Raw genomic sequence first — 16,116 nt, forward strand, 5'->3', positions numbered from 1 at the left:
CATGATATACGAGTCGTCTACGTACATTTGTACGTTACTATTCTCGGGAGAGATTCTTTGTGCCATGGAGGCATTTACTGCAAATAATGCTATGATAAAAAAGCATGTGACTGTAAATTTTTTGATCTTCATGCTGTTTGAATTTTTATTGAAAGTAATTAATCTCGTTTATTCCTTTTCTTTGGGATTATTTTTGATTCTTATTTCTATCCCGTTTTTATCGGTTACCGTAATTTTGCGGGAAACTACTCGTTCTTGCCCGTTCTGATAATAGAATTTGTATTTATAGGTCGTTGTTCTTTCCGGTTTGATTACGAACGTGTATTTACAGTTCTTGATCTCTTGTGTTGTTGGCTTGTAAACAGCTGTATCAAAAACTATCGTTTTTACTACTTGGGGATTCCAGGCTACCTCTACAGTAAGCGTGGTACCTTTTTGAATAACAGTCCCTTCCACTTTCGTCAGTTTACCTTTGTCCCGAAAATACACGTAAGAAGCCCATTTTTCTTCTCGGGAAATTTCTTTTACAATTGTTTTTATTTTTTTTTGGGAAGTAGTATCTTTTGCTTGTGCTTTTACTTCCGCCATCGTGCAACATAATATTACTACAAATAATAGACACCATTTTTTCATAATGTTTGATTTTTAATAGTTGGTAATTAGCTTTATTTACTTCTTTTCTTGTAAATTGTTTTTTGTTTCTTCTTCTTCTTTTATCTCATCCCCGTTTTTATCGGTTACCGTAATTTTGCGGGAAGCTGATTCTTCTTTACCGTCTTGATAGTAGTGTTTATAGTTGTAGGTCGTTGTTCTTTCCGGCTTAATCGTGAACGTGTATTTTCCGGCTTTAATTTCTTGAGAAGTCGGTTTGTAAACTGTGGTATCGAATACGACTTTTTTTATCATCTGTGGATTCCAGGCCACCTCGACGGTAAGCGTGGTACCTTTGGGAATAATAGATTCTTTAATTTTCATTTTCTGGCCTTTATTCAAAAAATATACTCTGGAAAGCCAAATTTCTTTTCGGGAAACCACTTTCTGGGTTGTTTTCATTTTACCCTGTGAAGTGGTGTCCTTGGATTGAGCATTTGTTTCCATCCCTACAAGGCATAATAACGCCGCAAATAGTAAGTACCATTTTTTCATAATGTTTGATTTTTAATGATTAGTAATTAACGTTATTTACTTCCTTTTTTGTGAATCATTTTTTAACTTTTCTTCTTTTATTTCTACCCCGTTTTTATCCGTTACCGTGATTTTACGGGAAATTAATAACTCTTTATCGTCATGATCGTATATTTTATAATCATATGTCGTTGTTTTTTTGGGGCTCTTGCTTCCATTCCAACGAAGCATAGCAACGCTGCGAATAATAAATTCCATTTTTTTATTTTATAAATTTAAAATTAGAAATATAAATTATAAAATATTTTTTCAAATATAATCTATTACATTGTAGAGTCCAAGTGATAATAATAAAAATTAATAATCAATTTATAAAAATTATTCAAACTGATGTGGAATTCAAAAAAAGGTATGAGCGGGAAGGGGCGGTAAAAGAGAGTCTCCGTATTTCTTTAAGGGGGAGTGTTGTGATTGTTTTTGGAAAAGAATCATGAAAAAAGAGGAAGATGTTAAATATTTAACAGAAAAAGTGTATTTTCGCAACTTCAATAGAAGTGTCGAGGTTGATGAATACAAGGCAAAGAAGATACAGGGATTATCCGACTTTTTTTAAAGGTTTATTTCAGGAGCGGGTGCAAAAACTCTCAATAGACGGAGGATTTACCTGTCCGAACAGGGACGGGGTCAAGGGTACGGGAGGATGTACTTTTTGTAATAACGAGAGTTTTACGCCTGAGTACTGCCGGCGTGCGGGGAGTATTACCCGTCAGATAGAGGAGGGAATTCGTTTTTTCGATGCGAAATATAAGGGACAGAAATATTTGGCCTATTTTCAGTCTTACTCGAATACGTATGCACCGATAGATGTTTTGCGGAAGCGCTACGCCGAGGCTTTATCGCATCCGAAGATTGTCGGTTTGGTGATCGGTACCCGTCCGGACACGGTTACCCCGGATATTTTAGATTATTTGGGAGAGTTGTCTCGTGAAAGATATGTTTGCGTGGAGTACGGTGTCGAATCGGTTCACGATGAGGTTTTATGTCGGATCAATAGAGGGCATGGTTATGCCGTATCGGAATGGGCTATTCGGGAGACTGCCAAACGGGGAGTTGCTGTCGGTGCCCATCTGATATTCGGTTTACCCGGAGAGAGCCGGGAAGAGATGTTAACCGGAGCTGTCCGTTTGAGCGAGTTGCCGATACAAGTGTTGAAACTGCATCAGTTACAGATTATAAAGGGAACCCGTATGGCTGAGCAGTATGCGGCGGCCCCGGATGCGTTCGGACTTTATACCTTGGAAGATTATTTAGAGTTCGTGGTGGACGTGATCGGACATGTCCGTCCGGATCTTTATTTAGAGCGTTTCGTGAATCAGGCTCCTTCGGATTATCTGATTGCACCCCAATGGGGCGTGAAGAATTTTGAGTTTGCGGCTATGTTGGAAAAACGTTTGGAAGAGAGAGAGGTATGGCAAGGGAAAATGACCAATGAAGGATTGAGTGATTCTGTGATTGTATGATTCAGAGATTGAATCATACAATCATCAAATCATTGAATCTTGAATATAAAATGTTTAATCATAAATCGTAGATTGATTAGTACATAGTTGAATTGAATTTTTGAATCGAAGATATGGTAGGACAAGAGAAGGTATATGAAATTTTGGCAACGTTGGGAATTACATTTGATTATGTGGAGCATCCGGCAGCCCCGACCATAGAAATTGCCAGGCAATATTGGAAGAATCTGGACAGTACTCATTGTAAAAATTTATTTTTCCGGAATCATAAAGGAGACCGGCATTATTTAGTCATATTCGACTGTGATCACGATTTGGCCATTCATGATTTGGAAAAAAGGCTGCAACAGGGTAAATTGAGTTTCGCTTCGGAGAAAAGAATGGAGAAATATTTAGGTTTGCGTCCCGGTTCCGTAAGTCCTTTCGGGTTAATCAATGATACGGAACATCATGTACATGTTTTTTTGGATAAGAATTTACGAAAGGCCCAAAAACTCTCTTTTCATCCGAATGATAATCGGGTTTCTTTGGCTATTAAAGTAGAGGATTTTATCCGGTATATGGATCAAACCGGGAACGGTTACGAGTGGATAGAACTGTATTGATTAGGAGATTGAAGATAATAAATTGAAGGATTCTGAGATTAAGCGATTTAGAGATTAAAAAGATTGACGATTGTAGGATTAAAATCGAATCGTCTAATCATGGAATCACTAAATCGCAGAATTATTCTAATTTGCAATCTGCAATTTAAAATTTACAATGAATACGTGGATCGGGAGATTAAAGAGATGGTGTGATTAGGATTTGGCCCCTATTGGTATGACGGACGTTATGAATTTTATAAACTTTTAGATTAATAAATATGTTGAGTGTAGCACAGGTCGTAGAAGATATCGTGAAGCATAAACCCTATCTGTCGGAGTCTTTAGCCATGGGGTTGATTAATATTTCGGCTTTGGCCCGGCAGATCAAATCAGAGGTGGAAGCGGCGTTGAAAAAAGAGGTTAATCCGGGAGCGATTGTTATGGCCTTGAATCGTTTGGCTCCCTATTTTCAAGTCCGTGAGCAGGTGCAATTGAATAAATTGCTTAATAATATGGGAGATATCATATTGCGAAGTAATTTATGCGATTACACGTTTAAGAATTCCAATACATTGTTGGAGTGTCATATTCGGGTATTGAAAAATATTTCCCAAAAAGAGGAGGTTTTTTACACGATGGTACAGGGGGTGTTCGAGACGAATTTAGTCGTGAGCGATACGATGGAGGCGGCTATCGATAATTATTTTAAAGAAGAACAATGTATATTTAAACAAAGCGGTTTGTCTTCCGTGACGCTAAAACTGCCTAAGGGAAATATCCTGCAACCCGGTTTCTATTACAGTATAATGAAAGAGTTATCCTGGGAGGGAATTAACCTGACCGAGGTTATTTCTTCCACGAATGAATTTACGGTAGTAGTGGATAATTCTTTAATAGATAAGACATTCGTGGTTTTAAAGAATATAAGCCGGAAATAAATAGAGAGATAAAAGTTTATAAAATGTATTTGTTTTATGTGAAAATGGATGATATCGTGTCGTGTTTTTAGTTTTTAACATTTAGTTTTTAGATTGACGGTTAAAATTACTAATTTTGCAAAGAATGAATATATAGAGAATTTAGTAGAGAAAGACAGATGCGATAAGGGCATTTTTCAATTTCCAAATTTCAATTAATAGCATATGTTTGAGAATCTATCCGAAAGATTAGAAAAGTCGTTTCAGATTTTAAAAGGACAGGGGAGAATAACAGAGATCAATGTGGCTGAAACCCTGAAAGAGGTGAGACGTTCGTTATTGGATGCCGATGTAAATTATAAAATTGCGAAGGAATTTACCAATACGGTAAAAGAGAAGGCGTTGGGCATGAACGTGCTCACGGCTGTGAAACCGGGGCAGATGATGGTAAAGATCGTGCATGACGAGTTGATCCAGTTAATGGGGGGAACCCATGTTGATATTGATATAAAAGGAAATCCGGCCGTTATTCTGATGTCCGGATTGCAAGGTTCCGGTAAGACCACTTTTTCCGGGAAGTTAGCCAATTTGTTGAAGACCAAAAAGGGGAAGAATCCTTTGTTGGTTGCCTGCGACGTCTATCGGCCGGCTGCTATCGAACAGTTGAAAGTGTTGGGTGAGCAGATTGGTGTTCCGGTATATAGCGAAGAAGGGAATAATAATCCGGTACAGATTGCTTTAAATGCCATAAAGCAGGCGAAAGCGACAGGGCGGGACGTCGTTATCGTCGATACGGCGGGACGTTTGGCTATCGATGAGCAGATGATGAATGAGATCTCCGCGATAAAAAAAGCGATAGAGCCTAATGAGACTTTGTTCGTGGTGGATGCCATGACCGGACAAGATGCGGTAAATACGGCCAAGGAATTTAACGATCGGTTGAATTTTAACGGTGTTGTCCTGACGAAATTGGATGGTGATACGCGCGGTGGTGCTGCATTGTCTATCCGTACGGTGGTGGATAAACCGATTAAATTTGTCGGAACGGGAGAAAAGTTGGAAGCTTTGGATGTATTCCATCCGGAACGTATGGCAGACCGAATCTTGGGAATGGGAGATATCGTTTCCTTGGTAGAGAAGGCTCAAGAACAATTTGATGCGGAAGAAGCCAAGAAATTGCAGAAAAAGATTGCCAAGAATCAATTCAATTTCAATGATTTCCTGAGTCAAATCCAGCAGATAAAAAAAATGGGAAATATAAAAGATTTAGCTTCTATGATTCCCGGTGTAGGGCGTGCTTTGAAAGATGTGGATATCGATGATGATGCTTTTAAAGGAGTGGAGGCTATTATTTTTTCCATGACACCCCAGGAGCGGGAAAACCCGGAATTGATCAACGGTTCTCGCCGTAAACGTATAGCTATGGGAAGCGGAACAACCATTCAGGATGTAAATCGTTTGCTGAAACAATTCGATGAGTCTAAAAAAATGATGCGGATGTTGTCCAAGGGCGGTAAGATGATGGGAAATGCCGCTATGAGAAGAAGATAGTAATTAATTGACGATTGACAATTGTAGATTTTGGATTAAGCGATTATGAGATTGAGTGAGTAACGATGGGGAGATTAGTAAGCTACGATTTACATTAAAAAGATCAGGCAATTGATAATGTACAATTTAAAAATAAAAGATGGAGATTATTGACGGAAAAAAAGTTTCGATGCGGATCAAAGAGGAGATCGCGGAAGAGGTAGTTCACTTGCTTGCCGAGGGAAAGAAGATCCCCCATTTGGCTGCCGTTTTGGTAGGCAATGACGGAGCGAGTGAAACCTATGTGGCCAGTAAAGTGAAAGCATGTCAAGCCGTGGGGATTAAAAGTACCGAACTAAGATACGGTAGTGATATTACCGAAGAACAATTATTGGAGGTAATCCGACAATTGAATGAAGATTCGGATATAGACGGTTTTATCGTGCAACTTCCTTTACCGAAACATATTTCCGAAGAGAGAGTATTAAATACGATTCATCCCGATAAAGATGTGGATGGATTTCACCCGTGCAACGTGGGTAAGATGGTGTTAGGGTTACCGACCTACCTTCCGGCGACTCCCGCCGGGATCATGGAGCTGTTGGCTCGTTACGATATCGATACGGAAGGAAAACATTGTGTCGTGGTGGGACGAAGTAACATCGTCGGGACCCCGATGGCCGTGCTGATGTCCCGTAAGGCAAAGCATGCGAATTGTACGGTGACTATGTGTCACAGCAGAACCTCCAATCTGAAAGAGATTACCCGGCAAGCCGATATTTTGATCGTTGCCATAGGCGTTCCTCATTTTATCACGAAAGATATGGTACGGGAAGGGTGTGTCGTCGTCGACGTGGGAATTCATCGTGTTCCTTCTGAAACGACTAAAAGCGGTTGGAAATTGGTAGGAGACGTCGATTTTGAGCAGGTAGCTCCCTTATGTTCTTACATAACTCCGGTTCCGGGAGGAGTAGGACCAATGACGATCGTTTCTCTTTTGCAGAATACGATCAAAGCCTGTAAAGCGAAACATTAATAATACGGATGAAGAGATTTTGTGATTAGGAGATGAGGGGGTGTTGTAATTCAACCCGATCTTCAATCACCTAATCACTCAATCACCTAATCACTCAATCTCCAATCGCCTATGGTTCTTAACTATATTTGGATTTTTTTCTTCGGGGTAGCTTTTATCGTGGCTCTTTTCAAATTATTGTTTGATGGGGATACGGAGGTTTTTGCGTCCATTGTTAAAGCTACCTTTGATATGTCCAAGACGGGTTTCGAGATATCGTTGGGATTGACGGGGGTATTGACCTTGTGGATGGGGATCATGAAAATCGGAGAGCGAGGTGGGGCGGTAAAGGTCATGTCGTGGATTATCAATCCTTTCTTCCGGCGTTTATTTCCGGAGTTGCCTCCGGATAGTCCGGCTTATGGTTCGATTATGATGAATATCGCTGCTAATATGTTGGGACTGGATAATGCGGCTACTCCGTTGGGACTAAGGGCAATGCAGCAGATGCAGGAGGTGAATTCTCGTAAAGATCGTGCTTCCGATGCTCAAATTATGTTTCTGGTATTAAATACCTCCGGGTTAACTATCATTCCTGTCTCTATCATGGTTTACCGGGCTCAGTTGGGAGCTGCTAATCCGGCGGATATTTTCATCCCGATTCTTTTGGCGACGTATGTTTCGACCTTAGTGGGACTTATAGCCGTTGCCTTGTATCAGCGTATTAATTTATTGGACCGGGTGATTATGGCCTACCTGATCGGTGGTAGTGCTTTGGTAGCAGGTATTATCTGGTATTTTTCAGGGTTGGATAAAGAGACGTTGACCGAAGTCTCTTCCTTGGCAAGTAATGTGATCTTGTTTTCCATTATTGTTGCTTTTATCGCTATGGGAGCCTGGAAACGTATCAATGTTTACGATGCTTTTATCGACGGGGCGAAAGAGGGTTTCTCTATTGCCGTAAAAATAATCCCTTATTTAATTGCTATTTTAGTCGCTATCGGTGTCTTCCGTGCTTCGGGTGCAATGGATGCCGTCATGGACGCCCTGAAATGGGGATGTGAGGCTTGCGGGTTCAATTCTGATTTTGTTCCGGCTTTACCTACGGCTTTGATGAAACCGTTGAGCGGGAGCGGGGCGAGGGGATTGATGATCGATACCATGAATACCTTTGGAGCGGATTCGTTTCCCGGACGATTGGCTTGTGCTTTTCAAGGAGCTACGGATACCACTTTCTATATTATTGCCGTCTATTTTGGGGCCGTCGGTATAAAAAATACCCGTTACGCCATTCCTTGCGGTTTAATTGCTGATTTGGCGGGAGTTATTGCGGCTATCGTAATGGCTTATATTTTCTTTACCTGATTTTTAGAATGTAATTCCGTATTTAAGCTCTGTTCTCTTGTTTTCAACGGGCAAATATTTCCCGTATAACTGATCGGATAACGTTTTTGATCGTTATAATAGAGATAGCAGGTTCCGTCATAACGAATGTCCATGTGCAAAAACAAGATATTGCCTTTGGTCAAAATACTGATCTGGTAAGCGATACTTTTTTTATTTCCGTGTGGAAGTATTTTTACTGTCCTCGAGAAAAGAATATAATTGAATCGAAGAGAGTCTTGCTCCGGCCCCGGAACCCAATGGCTGCCGTTACCGAAATAGGGTAATCGTCCGCTGACCAGCGAATCCTGAATCTCTAAATAGCATTGTTCCGGGTCAATGGCAACGTTAGGGCCTTCCGATGGGGTGGCAACAAAGGTTTGTCCCGTTGGAGTAGCTATAAAAAATCGTATCATGAACCGATCGCTGTTGACTAATTGTAATGTTTTCTGAAACTCCGCTTCAAATCGGGCACTCCTTTTTTGGCCCGAGGAAATGGATGGAAATGAGTAAAGTAGAATGGCGATAAAAATAAATGGTAAATAATTTCTCATGTGCTCTATTTTTGTCGAAATAAGTTGACTTTTTCGTGGTTATGACTATCTTTGAACGAGTTTACGTTTGTAGAAATAAAAAGTTTGATTCAGGATCGTTTTTCATAGCCCGTTCGAATCCTCTGCATATAATTGGCAGGTACTAATGAAAACGATTAGTTTGAGTCGGAACAGGTAACGATTTTGACGTGGCATTTTTGAAAAACGAATGAGAATGGAAAAAAGGATTTTCGGAAAAGGAATAACCGGGTATCTGTTTTTACTTCCGGTAGCTTTCTTGTTGATCTTGCCTGCCGACGTACAGGCCGCACTACATTTAAATAGTAGTTTTATAAGCGGTTTCGTAAACGATACGACGGGACAAATCGTGACAGGTAAAGTAGTGGATAAGAGAGGGAAACCCTTGGAGGGGGCCGTTGTACTGATTAAAGACAGGGGCATAGGGTGCCGGACGGATTTTAAGGGTCGGTTTTCTATCCAAGCAAATTCACATGATATATTGTTATTTTCTTATGTTGGAAAAGAGATACGGAGCATACCCGTTACTCGACGGGAGATCATGAAAGTTCGTTTGCATAATGCCATTTTAGTCCTGGAAGATTCTCATCCGATCTCTTGCTTGAAAGAGGATACGGAAGAGGTATTCGAGCCGATTGAGGTTATGCCGGAGTTTCCCGGTGATTTGTTTCAATGGGTTGCCGAACATATAAAATATCCTGAGAAGGCTTATGAAGAAAGGATAACAGGAGAGGTTCAGGTCTCTTTCGTTGTTGATCAAAAGGGAGAGGTAAAAAGGGTTAAAGTGGTTCAATCCGTAAATGCTCTATTGGACCGGGAGGCCATTCGGGTTGTGAAATCGATGCCCGCATGGAAGCCGGCAAAACAAAATGGGAAAGAGGTGGGGATCGAGTGCTTGATTCCTGTAAGTTTTCTGTTATAATAGGGAGAAAATATTTAAGAAGATATGATTCATTAAAAACGTTGCACGAAATGGCAACGTTTTTTTTTTCGGGCTTTGAATAGAGTATTGCTTGTTGAGGGTTATTCTGAATATAAGGAAAATCTTCACATTTTTTTTTGTCTCATCCCGTATCGTCTAAAATTTTTATTGTGTATTTTATTGGAATGGATGTATTTCTTTATTATGCTATTTGTATGATAATATGATGATATTAAGGTATATAATTGAATGTTTAATCAAAATATACAAAATAGATAATCTGACTATTAAATTTGTTGACTTTGAGTCAATAAAATGGTTTTGCAGGACAAGTAAATATATATGATAAACTATTGAATTATAGATGTATATGTATATATATAAAACCTTCGTTTAATGACATTTTTATAGGGAATACATCATGATTAGCTCATAAAGGCAACAGGTTGAGTACAAGAATCGAAGATTTATCAAAAAACATTTATTTTATTTGTATTTGTGATTTTTTTACTATATTTGTAATGATCAAAAAACGAAGGTTTTTTGATAGGTGTATTAAAAATAGTCGTGAGTATGGTCGGATACAAGCTACGATAATGGACGTAGATGGGATTTGTTTATATTCTAAAGTTAGGTGTCTGCATGCTCTGGGCCTTTAAGGGACGATAGGTTCAGTTTGATGAGAAGATAACTGGTGACTCCGGGGATAAAATCGATTATTCCGAAAAAGCAATAATTTCTTTTTAGGTACGTTACTTGTCGACATGAGTTGTCAATGGTATTTATCGTGGAAAAAAGTTTTTCTCTTTGAATCGGAAAGGCTTTATCGAAATCATTTTTACTATCTCCTCGATGCGTCAAGATCGTGTGGAATTATTGATAGATCCCGATAAGTAAGAGCTGTGCGTTATTGTATTGATTTTTCAATGCGATAATTATTGTTAACTACAAATGATGTCTAATTAAAAACAAGACTATGAAAAAGACGATTCAATTGATTGTTTTCCTGTTATTAACGGGAGTTCAATTAGGTTTGGCTCAAAAGCGGGAGGTCTCGGGTACGGTGACCGATGCTGCTGACGGATCTCCGTTGCCGGGGGTTACGGTTGTTGTAAAAGGAACGAATGCCGGGACATCGACCGATGTTAAGGGACATTACGTTCTAAAAAATGTTGAGAAGGATGCCGTTCTTGTCTTTTCTTTTGTGGGGATGAAAAAACAGGAAATTAATTCCGGAACGCGAAAAGTGATCGATGTGAAGATGGAGCAGGAGACGGAGCGCTTGGAGCAGGTGGTGGTAACCGCTTTAGGTATCAAACGCCAGAAAAGAGACTTGGGATATTCGACGGTAAACGTGAGTAACCGGGAATTGGTTAAGGCAAGGGCACTGAATGTAGCTGTCGGCTTACAGGGAAAAGTGCCCGGATTGAATATCACGGGATTGAACAGCAGCGTCTTCGAGGATGTGAAGATCAATTTGCGGGGAATACGCTCGTTGACCGGAGACAATAACCCGATGTTGTTGCTGGATGGAGTTCCGGTAGCTTTGAGTTTTCTCTCCTCTTTAAATCCGAACGATATAGAGAGTGTAAATGTATTGAAAGGGACCTCTGCAGCAGCTATTTACGGTCCGGATGCCCGTAACGGGGTAATTGTCGTGACCACAAAGGCAGGAATTGCTGTTACTGCAAAAGCGGCGAGCAAAGAAATCAAACCGGAGATTACGATCAGTAATTCGACTCAGTTTAGCAGGGTCGCCATGTTCCCTAAATTTCAAAACATGTTCGGAAGCGGGGGATACGGTGAATATATTCCTTACGAGAATTGGTCTTACGGACCGGCTTACGACGGTTCGGAAGTGGTGTTGGGTGAGGAATTACCGGACGGTAGCGTGCAGAAGGTAAAGTATGCTCCGATAAAAAATAATCGACGGAAATTTTTTAAGACGGGTATGACGATGCAAAACGATGTCTCTTATTTGGCCAAGGACTTTTTCTTGAGTATTCAGGATGCCGTGATTAAAGGTGTTGTACCGGACGACCGGAATCGCAGGACCGGCATCCGTCTGAATGCCTCTAAAGCGTATAAAATATTTACGGTAAACTTTAACTCGAATTACATCCAATCCAATTATGACGTGTTCGACGATCGGGCAATGAGCGATTATTATTCGGCCAATAACGTGGGATTGAATGACGGTTTGATGAACTTGATCTTTTCGACCCAGGCTCATGTTCCTCTAACCTCTTACAAAGATTATAAAAATAATCCGTTCGCTACTTACGATAACTATTACAATCGGTATGGGATTAATCCTTATATTGCCCTGGATACTTGGAGAAGAAAGGGGAAAAAGCAGGACTTGATTACCAGCATCGACTTTAAGTTATCGCCTGTTGGCTGGTGGGAGATCAACTACCGGGCGGCCATGACCTACCGGACGGAACAGTACAAGGTGCAGACTCGATTACGGACCGTGACGGAGTACGGAGAACACCGGGGATTATCGGACATCCCGCAACGGGTAGAGGATTACTCCTACGTTCAAAACAGGCTCTCCTCCGAGTTATATATGAATTTCCACAAAACATTCGGTGATTTCAAGGGAAACTTGTTGGTGGGAACTTACGTCCGCGACGTGGATACGAAAGAGATGCGGCTGACCGGGGATAAGCTGATCATTGAGGATTTGTTCAATGTTTCGGCGCGGCCGGGCGAGTTGGGCGGAGGGTCGAATAAATTCAGAATCCGTATGCTCTCTTTTTACGGTAGCCTCAGCTTGAACTACAAGAATTTCGTTAACTTGGAGGTTACGGGGCGTAATGATAAAACTTCCGTGTTGGATCCTCAAAACAATAGTTTTTTCTATCCGGGTGTTAATCTTTCGGTGGTATTGACCGATGCGATTCCCCTGTTGAAATCGGATATTTTGAACTTCCTGAAATTGAGAGGTTCCTGGAATAAAACCGGTAATGCCGATATAGATCCTTATTCGTTAAGTGCCACTGCGGTTCAGATATTGGGCTTCCCTTATGCCGGGCTTCCCGGGTACTCGATTAATGCCACCTCTTTCGACCCGCTGTTGAAGCCGGAGTTCGTAAAAAGTATTGAGGTGGGGTTTGAGGCCAGTTTTCTCGATAACCGGATTACGTTGGATGCAACTTACTACAATCAGAAGAACTCGAATCAAATCGTGAGAGTGAGGGTTCCCCGTTCTACCGGTTACTCTTTCGCGAATGTGAATGCCGCTTCTTTTAAAAATTTCGGTTTCGAGGCTCAGTTGAAATTGACGCCTCTCGTTCGGTTTCGAGGATGGGATTTTAACCTGGGAACGAATTTTACCTATAACGATAGCAAGGTAACCTCTATTTTCGGAGATCTCGAAGAGTTGGGAGTCGGGGGGTACTATATGGCCAGTAATCAGGCTGTAGTGGGGAAACCCGCTTTCGTCTTCAGTGCGAAAGATTACAAACGGGATCCCGAGGGAAGGGTGATCGTGGATGCGACTACCGGGTTGCCGCAGATCGACGAGACCAATAAAATATTCGGAAGAACGATGCCTAAATACATTTTGGGGCTAAACCCGACAATTACCTGGAGAGGGGTGACGATTGCCGCTACTTTCGAGTATAAAGGAGGGTATTGCGCTTTTAATATGATCGGTGCCGATATGGCGTGGACCGGAGTGTCCGAGCGGACTGCTGCAAACCACCGGGAACGCTTCGTCTTCCCGAATTCGGTATACGAGGATCCTAAGAACCCGGGAAAATATGTTCCGAACGAGAACATAACGATTACCAACGTGAACGATTTTTGGACGGGAGATAACTATCGGAACGTGGGAACAAATTTCCTGACGAGTGCCAATTCCTGGCGTTTCCGGGAGTTCTCGATCTCTTACGATCTGCCGCAGTCGCTTTTGAGGAGGCAAAAGGTGATTCAGGGAATCACGATCGGTTTCACGGGTAGGAACCTGGCTCTTTGGCTACCGAAGTCCAACGTGTACGGAGACCCTGATTTTCAGGGGGACGTGATGACTAACGACTATAATAACGTATCGGGAGTGGGAGATGCCACGGTGAATCCCCCGACCCGGAGTTTTGGCGGAACGATTACGGTTAAATTTTAAATCGAACGGATATGAAAAAGATACACATACTAACGGTAATTTCTTTGGCGATGCTCTTATTTGCGGGGTGTGGCGAGAGCTATTTCGATATCAATCAAAACCCGAACAGGGCGGTAGAGACGAATATGACACCCAACTTGATTTTACCCAGCGCCTTGCACCGGGTAGGAATTTTGACTGCCGCAACTCAGCCGGAGACAGATTTTACCCAAGGAAATGCGGCGAACGGTAATTACCAGCAATGGATGGGGTATTACGCTCGTTGTGCGGGGACCTACGGTCCGAATACGGATCTGGAGGCATTTCAGCTTTCAGCTTCTTTCAACCAGGGAGTGTGGCACGATTGGATGGATGTATTGAAGGATTTGGATGTGATGGAGAAAAGCGCCGTGGCCCGGAAGGAGACGGCTTACGAGGCCATCGCCAAGATTGTGAAAGCCATCGGTTTTATGACGTTGGTCGATCAGTACAACAATATTCCTTATTCCAAATGTTTTGATATAGTTAACTATATGTTGACTCCTTACGACAAGGGCGAGGATATCTATAAGGATTTGTTGGAGCAGCTCGCTAAGGCCGATGAACTGTTGAAGGAGGCGGATCCGGGAAATAATTACGATATTGAGCGGGCTGACGTGGTTTTTAGTGGAGATTTGGGGATGTGGCGGAAGTTAGGGAACACGCAACGTTTGCGGATGCTCATGCATGAGGCCGATTTTCTCGGGGCTGCCGCTTTGAAAACGGAGGTGGACAAAATCGTGGCCAACGGGGCGGGTTTTCTCGAAGAGGGAGAGACTGCGGCCGTTCATTTGACCTATTCGGCGGATAAGGGGAAACAAAATCCGTTCTGGAATACCTATAAAGTTAATGACCAGGGTGTTGCCGATGCTTATTTCCGGGCCAATAATTTTTTCCTGAATCTTTTGCGGGATAACGGAGACATTCGGTATACCTATTTCTATTCGAGAGCTAAAACTCCCACCGGGGGAGAGTATTATGTCGGTTTCGATTTCGGGGCGGTGGACAATACCCTGCCCGACGGAGCCCACTCTTCCATGGTTTCCGGTCCGGGTATCGCCAAATCGGTCGATATGCCGCAATGGTTTTTTCCTTCTTTCGAAAGTCTTTTTTTACAAGCGGAGGCCATTCAACGGGGAGCCCTTGCCGGGGATGCTCAGGCCGTTTACAAAAGGGCCGTGACCGAATCTTTCGTGTGGTTAGGAATAGAAGATGCCGCAGAAGTAGCCGATAAATATTTGCACCCTGCGGAACCGACCGATACCAAGTTTGCGGAGTGGGGCAGCCATCCTGATAAATTGAAATTGATCTATCTGCAAAAATACATTGCCATGTACGGGATCAACGGGGCGGAATCCTGGACGGATTACCGGAGAACAGGGGTTCCCGATATCCCTCGTTCCAAGCATCCGAGTGTGGGGAATAATCGTATTCCCTATCGTTTGATTTACCCGACTACCGAATACCAGTTCAATAACAAGAACGCGACTGCTCAGGGAACTATTAATCCCCAGTCAAACAAGATATTTTGGGATAATAATTAATGTTTAAATATTGGATTATGAAAAAAATACATGTATTGATATGGATGATGTCGGTAATTTCATTGGGATTGACCTCCTGCTTGAAAGACGACAGGATCGATGATCTGGAATATGGCATTAGGCCGGAGGATCTTTCCACGAAAAAGATTATCGAGATACCGGCCGATGCGGACCATACGAAATCTATAGCTATTTTGGCTGTAGGGGCCGAACAGGAGATTACGATCGGGGAAGTGAGATTAGCGGCCGAGAAGCCGGCCGGGGAAGATATCGAAGTGGTGTTGAAAAAATCCGTACAGGGAGATTTGATACCTGAGGGAGAAGAGCTGTTTCCGTTGGATAAGATCACTTTTCCGGCGTCGGTGGTGATTCCGAAAGGAGAACGAGCCGTTCCTCTGACGGCGAAAGTAAGGACGGATGCCTTGAAAGCTCACGGTAGTTATCTGGTTATCGGTGTGGAGTCCGTAAAGAACTCCGGTTATGTGATTAGCGGGAACTTCGGGAGTTTGCTGCTCGCGTTGAAGATTCGCAGCCCATACGAAGGTAAGTATAAATACGAGATGGTGGGTGATTTTGCTCCTCCCGCAAGTACTGAAGTTTATTTGGAGACGGTTAGTCCTACCCGGTTGGCGGCCGGAGGATTGTTCGGCGGTAAGTTCACCAATAGAGTGTTTTACGAGATCGATCCGATAACGAACAAGGTAATTCTTGACGTCGACGGACAGGCCACTTCCGTAATCTCGGGAACTTATGATCCGAACAAAAAGTCGTTCACGATCGAGTGGAATATTTTAGGAGGAAGGTACGTGAAAGAGACTTACACGTTGATACAATAGTAGCAACTTAGCCCCTGT

14 protein-coding genes are annotated in these 16,116 nt (G+C 42.2%); 10 read left to right on the top strand and 4 right to left on the bottom strand.

Annotated features, from left to right (window positions below; all coding sequences use genetic code 11):
- Positions 1 to 168: 168 nt before the first annotated feature.
- Genes NVS78_RS05665 through NVS78_RS05675 form a run of 3 tightly spaced genes read right to left on the bottom strand, consistent with a single transcriptional unit; the run spans position 169 to position 1,383 of the window.
- On the bottom strand, positions 169 to 633 hold the full coding sequence (locus NVS78_RS05665; protein ID WP_286358286.1) for a hypothetical protein: 465 nt from the start codon (positions 631 to 633) through the stop codon (positions 169 to 171).
- Positions 634 to 669: 36 nt separating this feature from the next.
- Positions 670 to 1,146: a hypothetical protein gene (locus NVS78_RS05670; protein WP_286358287.1), complete on the bottom strand. Its 477-nt coding sequence runs from the start codon at positions 1,144 to 1,146 to the stop codon at positions 670 to 672.
- Positions 1,147 to 1,182: 36 nt separating this feature from the next.
- The gene (locus NVS78_RS05675) at positions 1,183 to 1,383 is read right to left on the bottom strand and encodes a hypothetical protein (protein WP_286358288.1); all 201 of its coding nucleotides are present in this window, start codon (positions 1,381 to 1,383) and stop codon (positions 1,183 to 1,185) included.
- Positions 1,384 to 1,691: 308 nt separating this feature from the next.
- Between NVS78_RS05675 and mnmL the strand changes: the two genes are divergently transcribed.
- From mnmL to NVS78_RS05705, 6 genes are all read left to right on the top strand, one after another.
- Positions 1,692 to 2,645: a tRNA modification radical SAM protein MnmL/YtqA gene (mnmL, locus tag NVS78_RS05680; RefSeq protein WP_286358289.1), complete on the top strand. Its 954-nt coding sequence runs from the start codon at positions 1,692 to 1,694 to the stop codon at positions 2,643 to 2,645.
- Between the two features lie 113 nt (positions 2,646 to 2,758).
- Positions 2,759 to 3,250 (top strand): prolyl-tRNA synthetase associated domain-containing protein, encoded by a 492-nt coding sequence (locus NVS78_RS05685; RefSeq protein ID WP_286358290.1) that lies wholly within the window; start codon positions 2,759 to 2,761, stop codon positions 3,248 to 3,250.
- A gap of 260 nt (positions 3,251 to 3,510) precedes the next feature.
- On the top strand, positions 3,511 to 4,170 hold the full coding sequence (locus NVS78_RS05690; protein ID WP_286358291.1) for an aspartate kinase: 660 nt from the start codon (positions 3,511 to 3,513) through the stop codon (positions 4,168 to 4,170).
- 204 nt (positions 4,171 to 4,374) lie between these two features.
- Positions 4,375 to 5,700 (top strand): signal recognition particle protein, encoded by a 1,326-nt coding sequence (gene ffh / locus NVS78_RS05695; protein WP_286358292.1) that lies wholly within the window; start codon positions 4,375 to 4,377, stop codon positions 5,698 to 5,700.
- Positions 5,701 to 5,839: 139 nt separating this feature from the next.
- Positions 5,840 to 6,715 (top strand): bifunctional methylenetetrahydrofolate dehydrogenase/methenyltetrahydrofolate cyclohydrolase FolD, encoded by an 876-nt coding sequence (folD, locus tag NVS78_RS05700; protein WP_286358293.1) that lies wholly within the window; start codon positions 5,840 to 5,842, stop codon positions 6,713 to 6,715.
- A gap of 111 nt (positions 6,716 to 6,826) precedes the next feature.
- Positions 6,827 to 8,059, top strand: a complete 1,233-nt coding sequence (locus tag NVS78_RS05705) for a nucleoside recognition domain-containing protein (protein ID WP_286358294.1) — start codon at positions 6,827 to 6,829, stop codon at positions 8,057 to 8,059.
- Here NVS78_RS05705 and NVS78_RS05710 read toward each other — a convergent pair.
- Positions 8,041 to 8,631 (bottom strand): DUF4251 domain-containing protein, encoded by a 591-nt coding sequence (locus NVS78_RS05710; RefSeq protein ID WP_286358295.1) that lies wholly within the window; start codon positions 8,629 to 8,631, stop codon positions 8,041 to 8,043. The two genes, NVS78_RS05705 and NVS78_RS05710, sit on opposite strands and share 19 nt — an antisense overlap.
- A 214-nt stretch (positions 8,632 to 8,845) precedes the next feature.
- Here NVS78_RS05710 and NVS78_RS05715 point away from each other — a divergent pair, with 214 nt between their 5' ends.
- The 4 genes from NVS78_RS05715 to NVS78_RS05730 all read left to right on the top strand — a co-directional run bounded on the left by NVS78_RS05715 (position 8,846) and on the right by NVS78_RS05730 (position 16,098).
- The gene (locus NVS78_RS05715) at positions 8,846 to 9,571 is read left to right on the top strand and encodes an energy transducer TonB (protein WP_286358296.1); all 726 of its coding nucleotides are present in this window, start codon (positions 8,846 to 8,848) and stop codon (positions 9,569 to 9,571) included.
- A 976-nt stretch (positions 9,572 to 10,547) separates the two neighbouring features.
- The gene (locus tag NVS78_RS05720; protein WP_286358297.1) at positions 10,548 to 13,700 is read left to right on the top strand and encodes a SusC/RagA family TonB-linked outer membrane protein; all 3,153 of its coding nucleotides are present in this window, start codon (positions 10,548 to 10,550) and stop codon (positions 13,698 to 13,700) included.
- An 11-nt stretch (positions 13,701 to 13,711) separates the two neighbouring features.
- Positions 13,712 to 15,262 (top strand): SusD/RagB family nutrient-binding outer membrane lipoprotein, encoded by a 1,551-nt coding sequence (locus tag NVS78_RS05725; protein WP_286358298.1) that lies wholly within the window; start codon positions 13,712 to 13,714, stop codon positions 15,260 to 15,262.
- Positions 15,263 to 15,279: 17 nt separating this feature from the next.
- On the top strand, positions 15,280 to 16,098 hold the full coding sequence (locus NVS78_RS05730) for a DUF7015 domain-containing protein (RefSeq protein WP_286358299.1): 819 nt from the start codon (positions 15,280 to 15,282) through the stop codon (positions 16,096 to 16,098).
- Positions 16,099 to 16,116: the final 18 nt, after the last annotated feature.

It is taken from the genome of Gabonibacter chumensis, from assembly GCF_024741215.1.
Lineage (GTDB): Bacteria > Bacteroidota > Bacteroidia > Bacteroidales > Marinifilaceae > Gabonibacter > Gabonibacter massiliensis.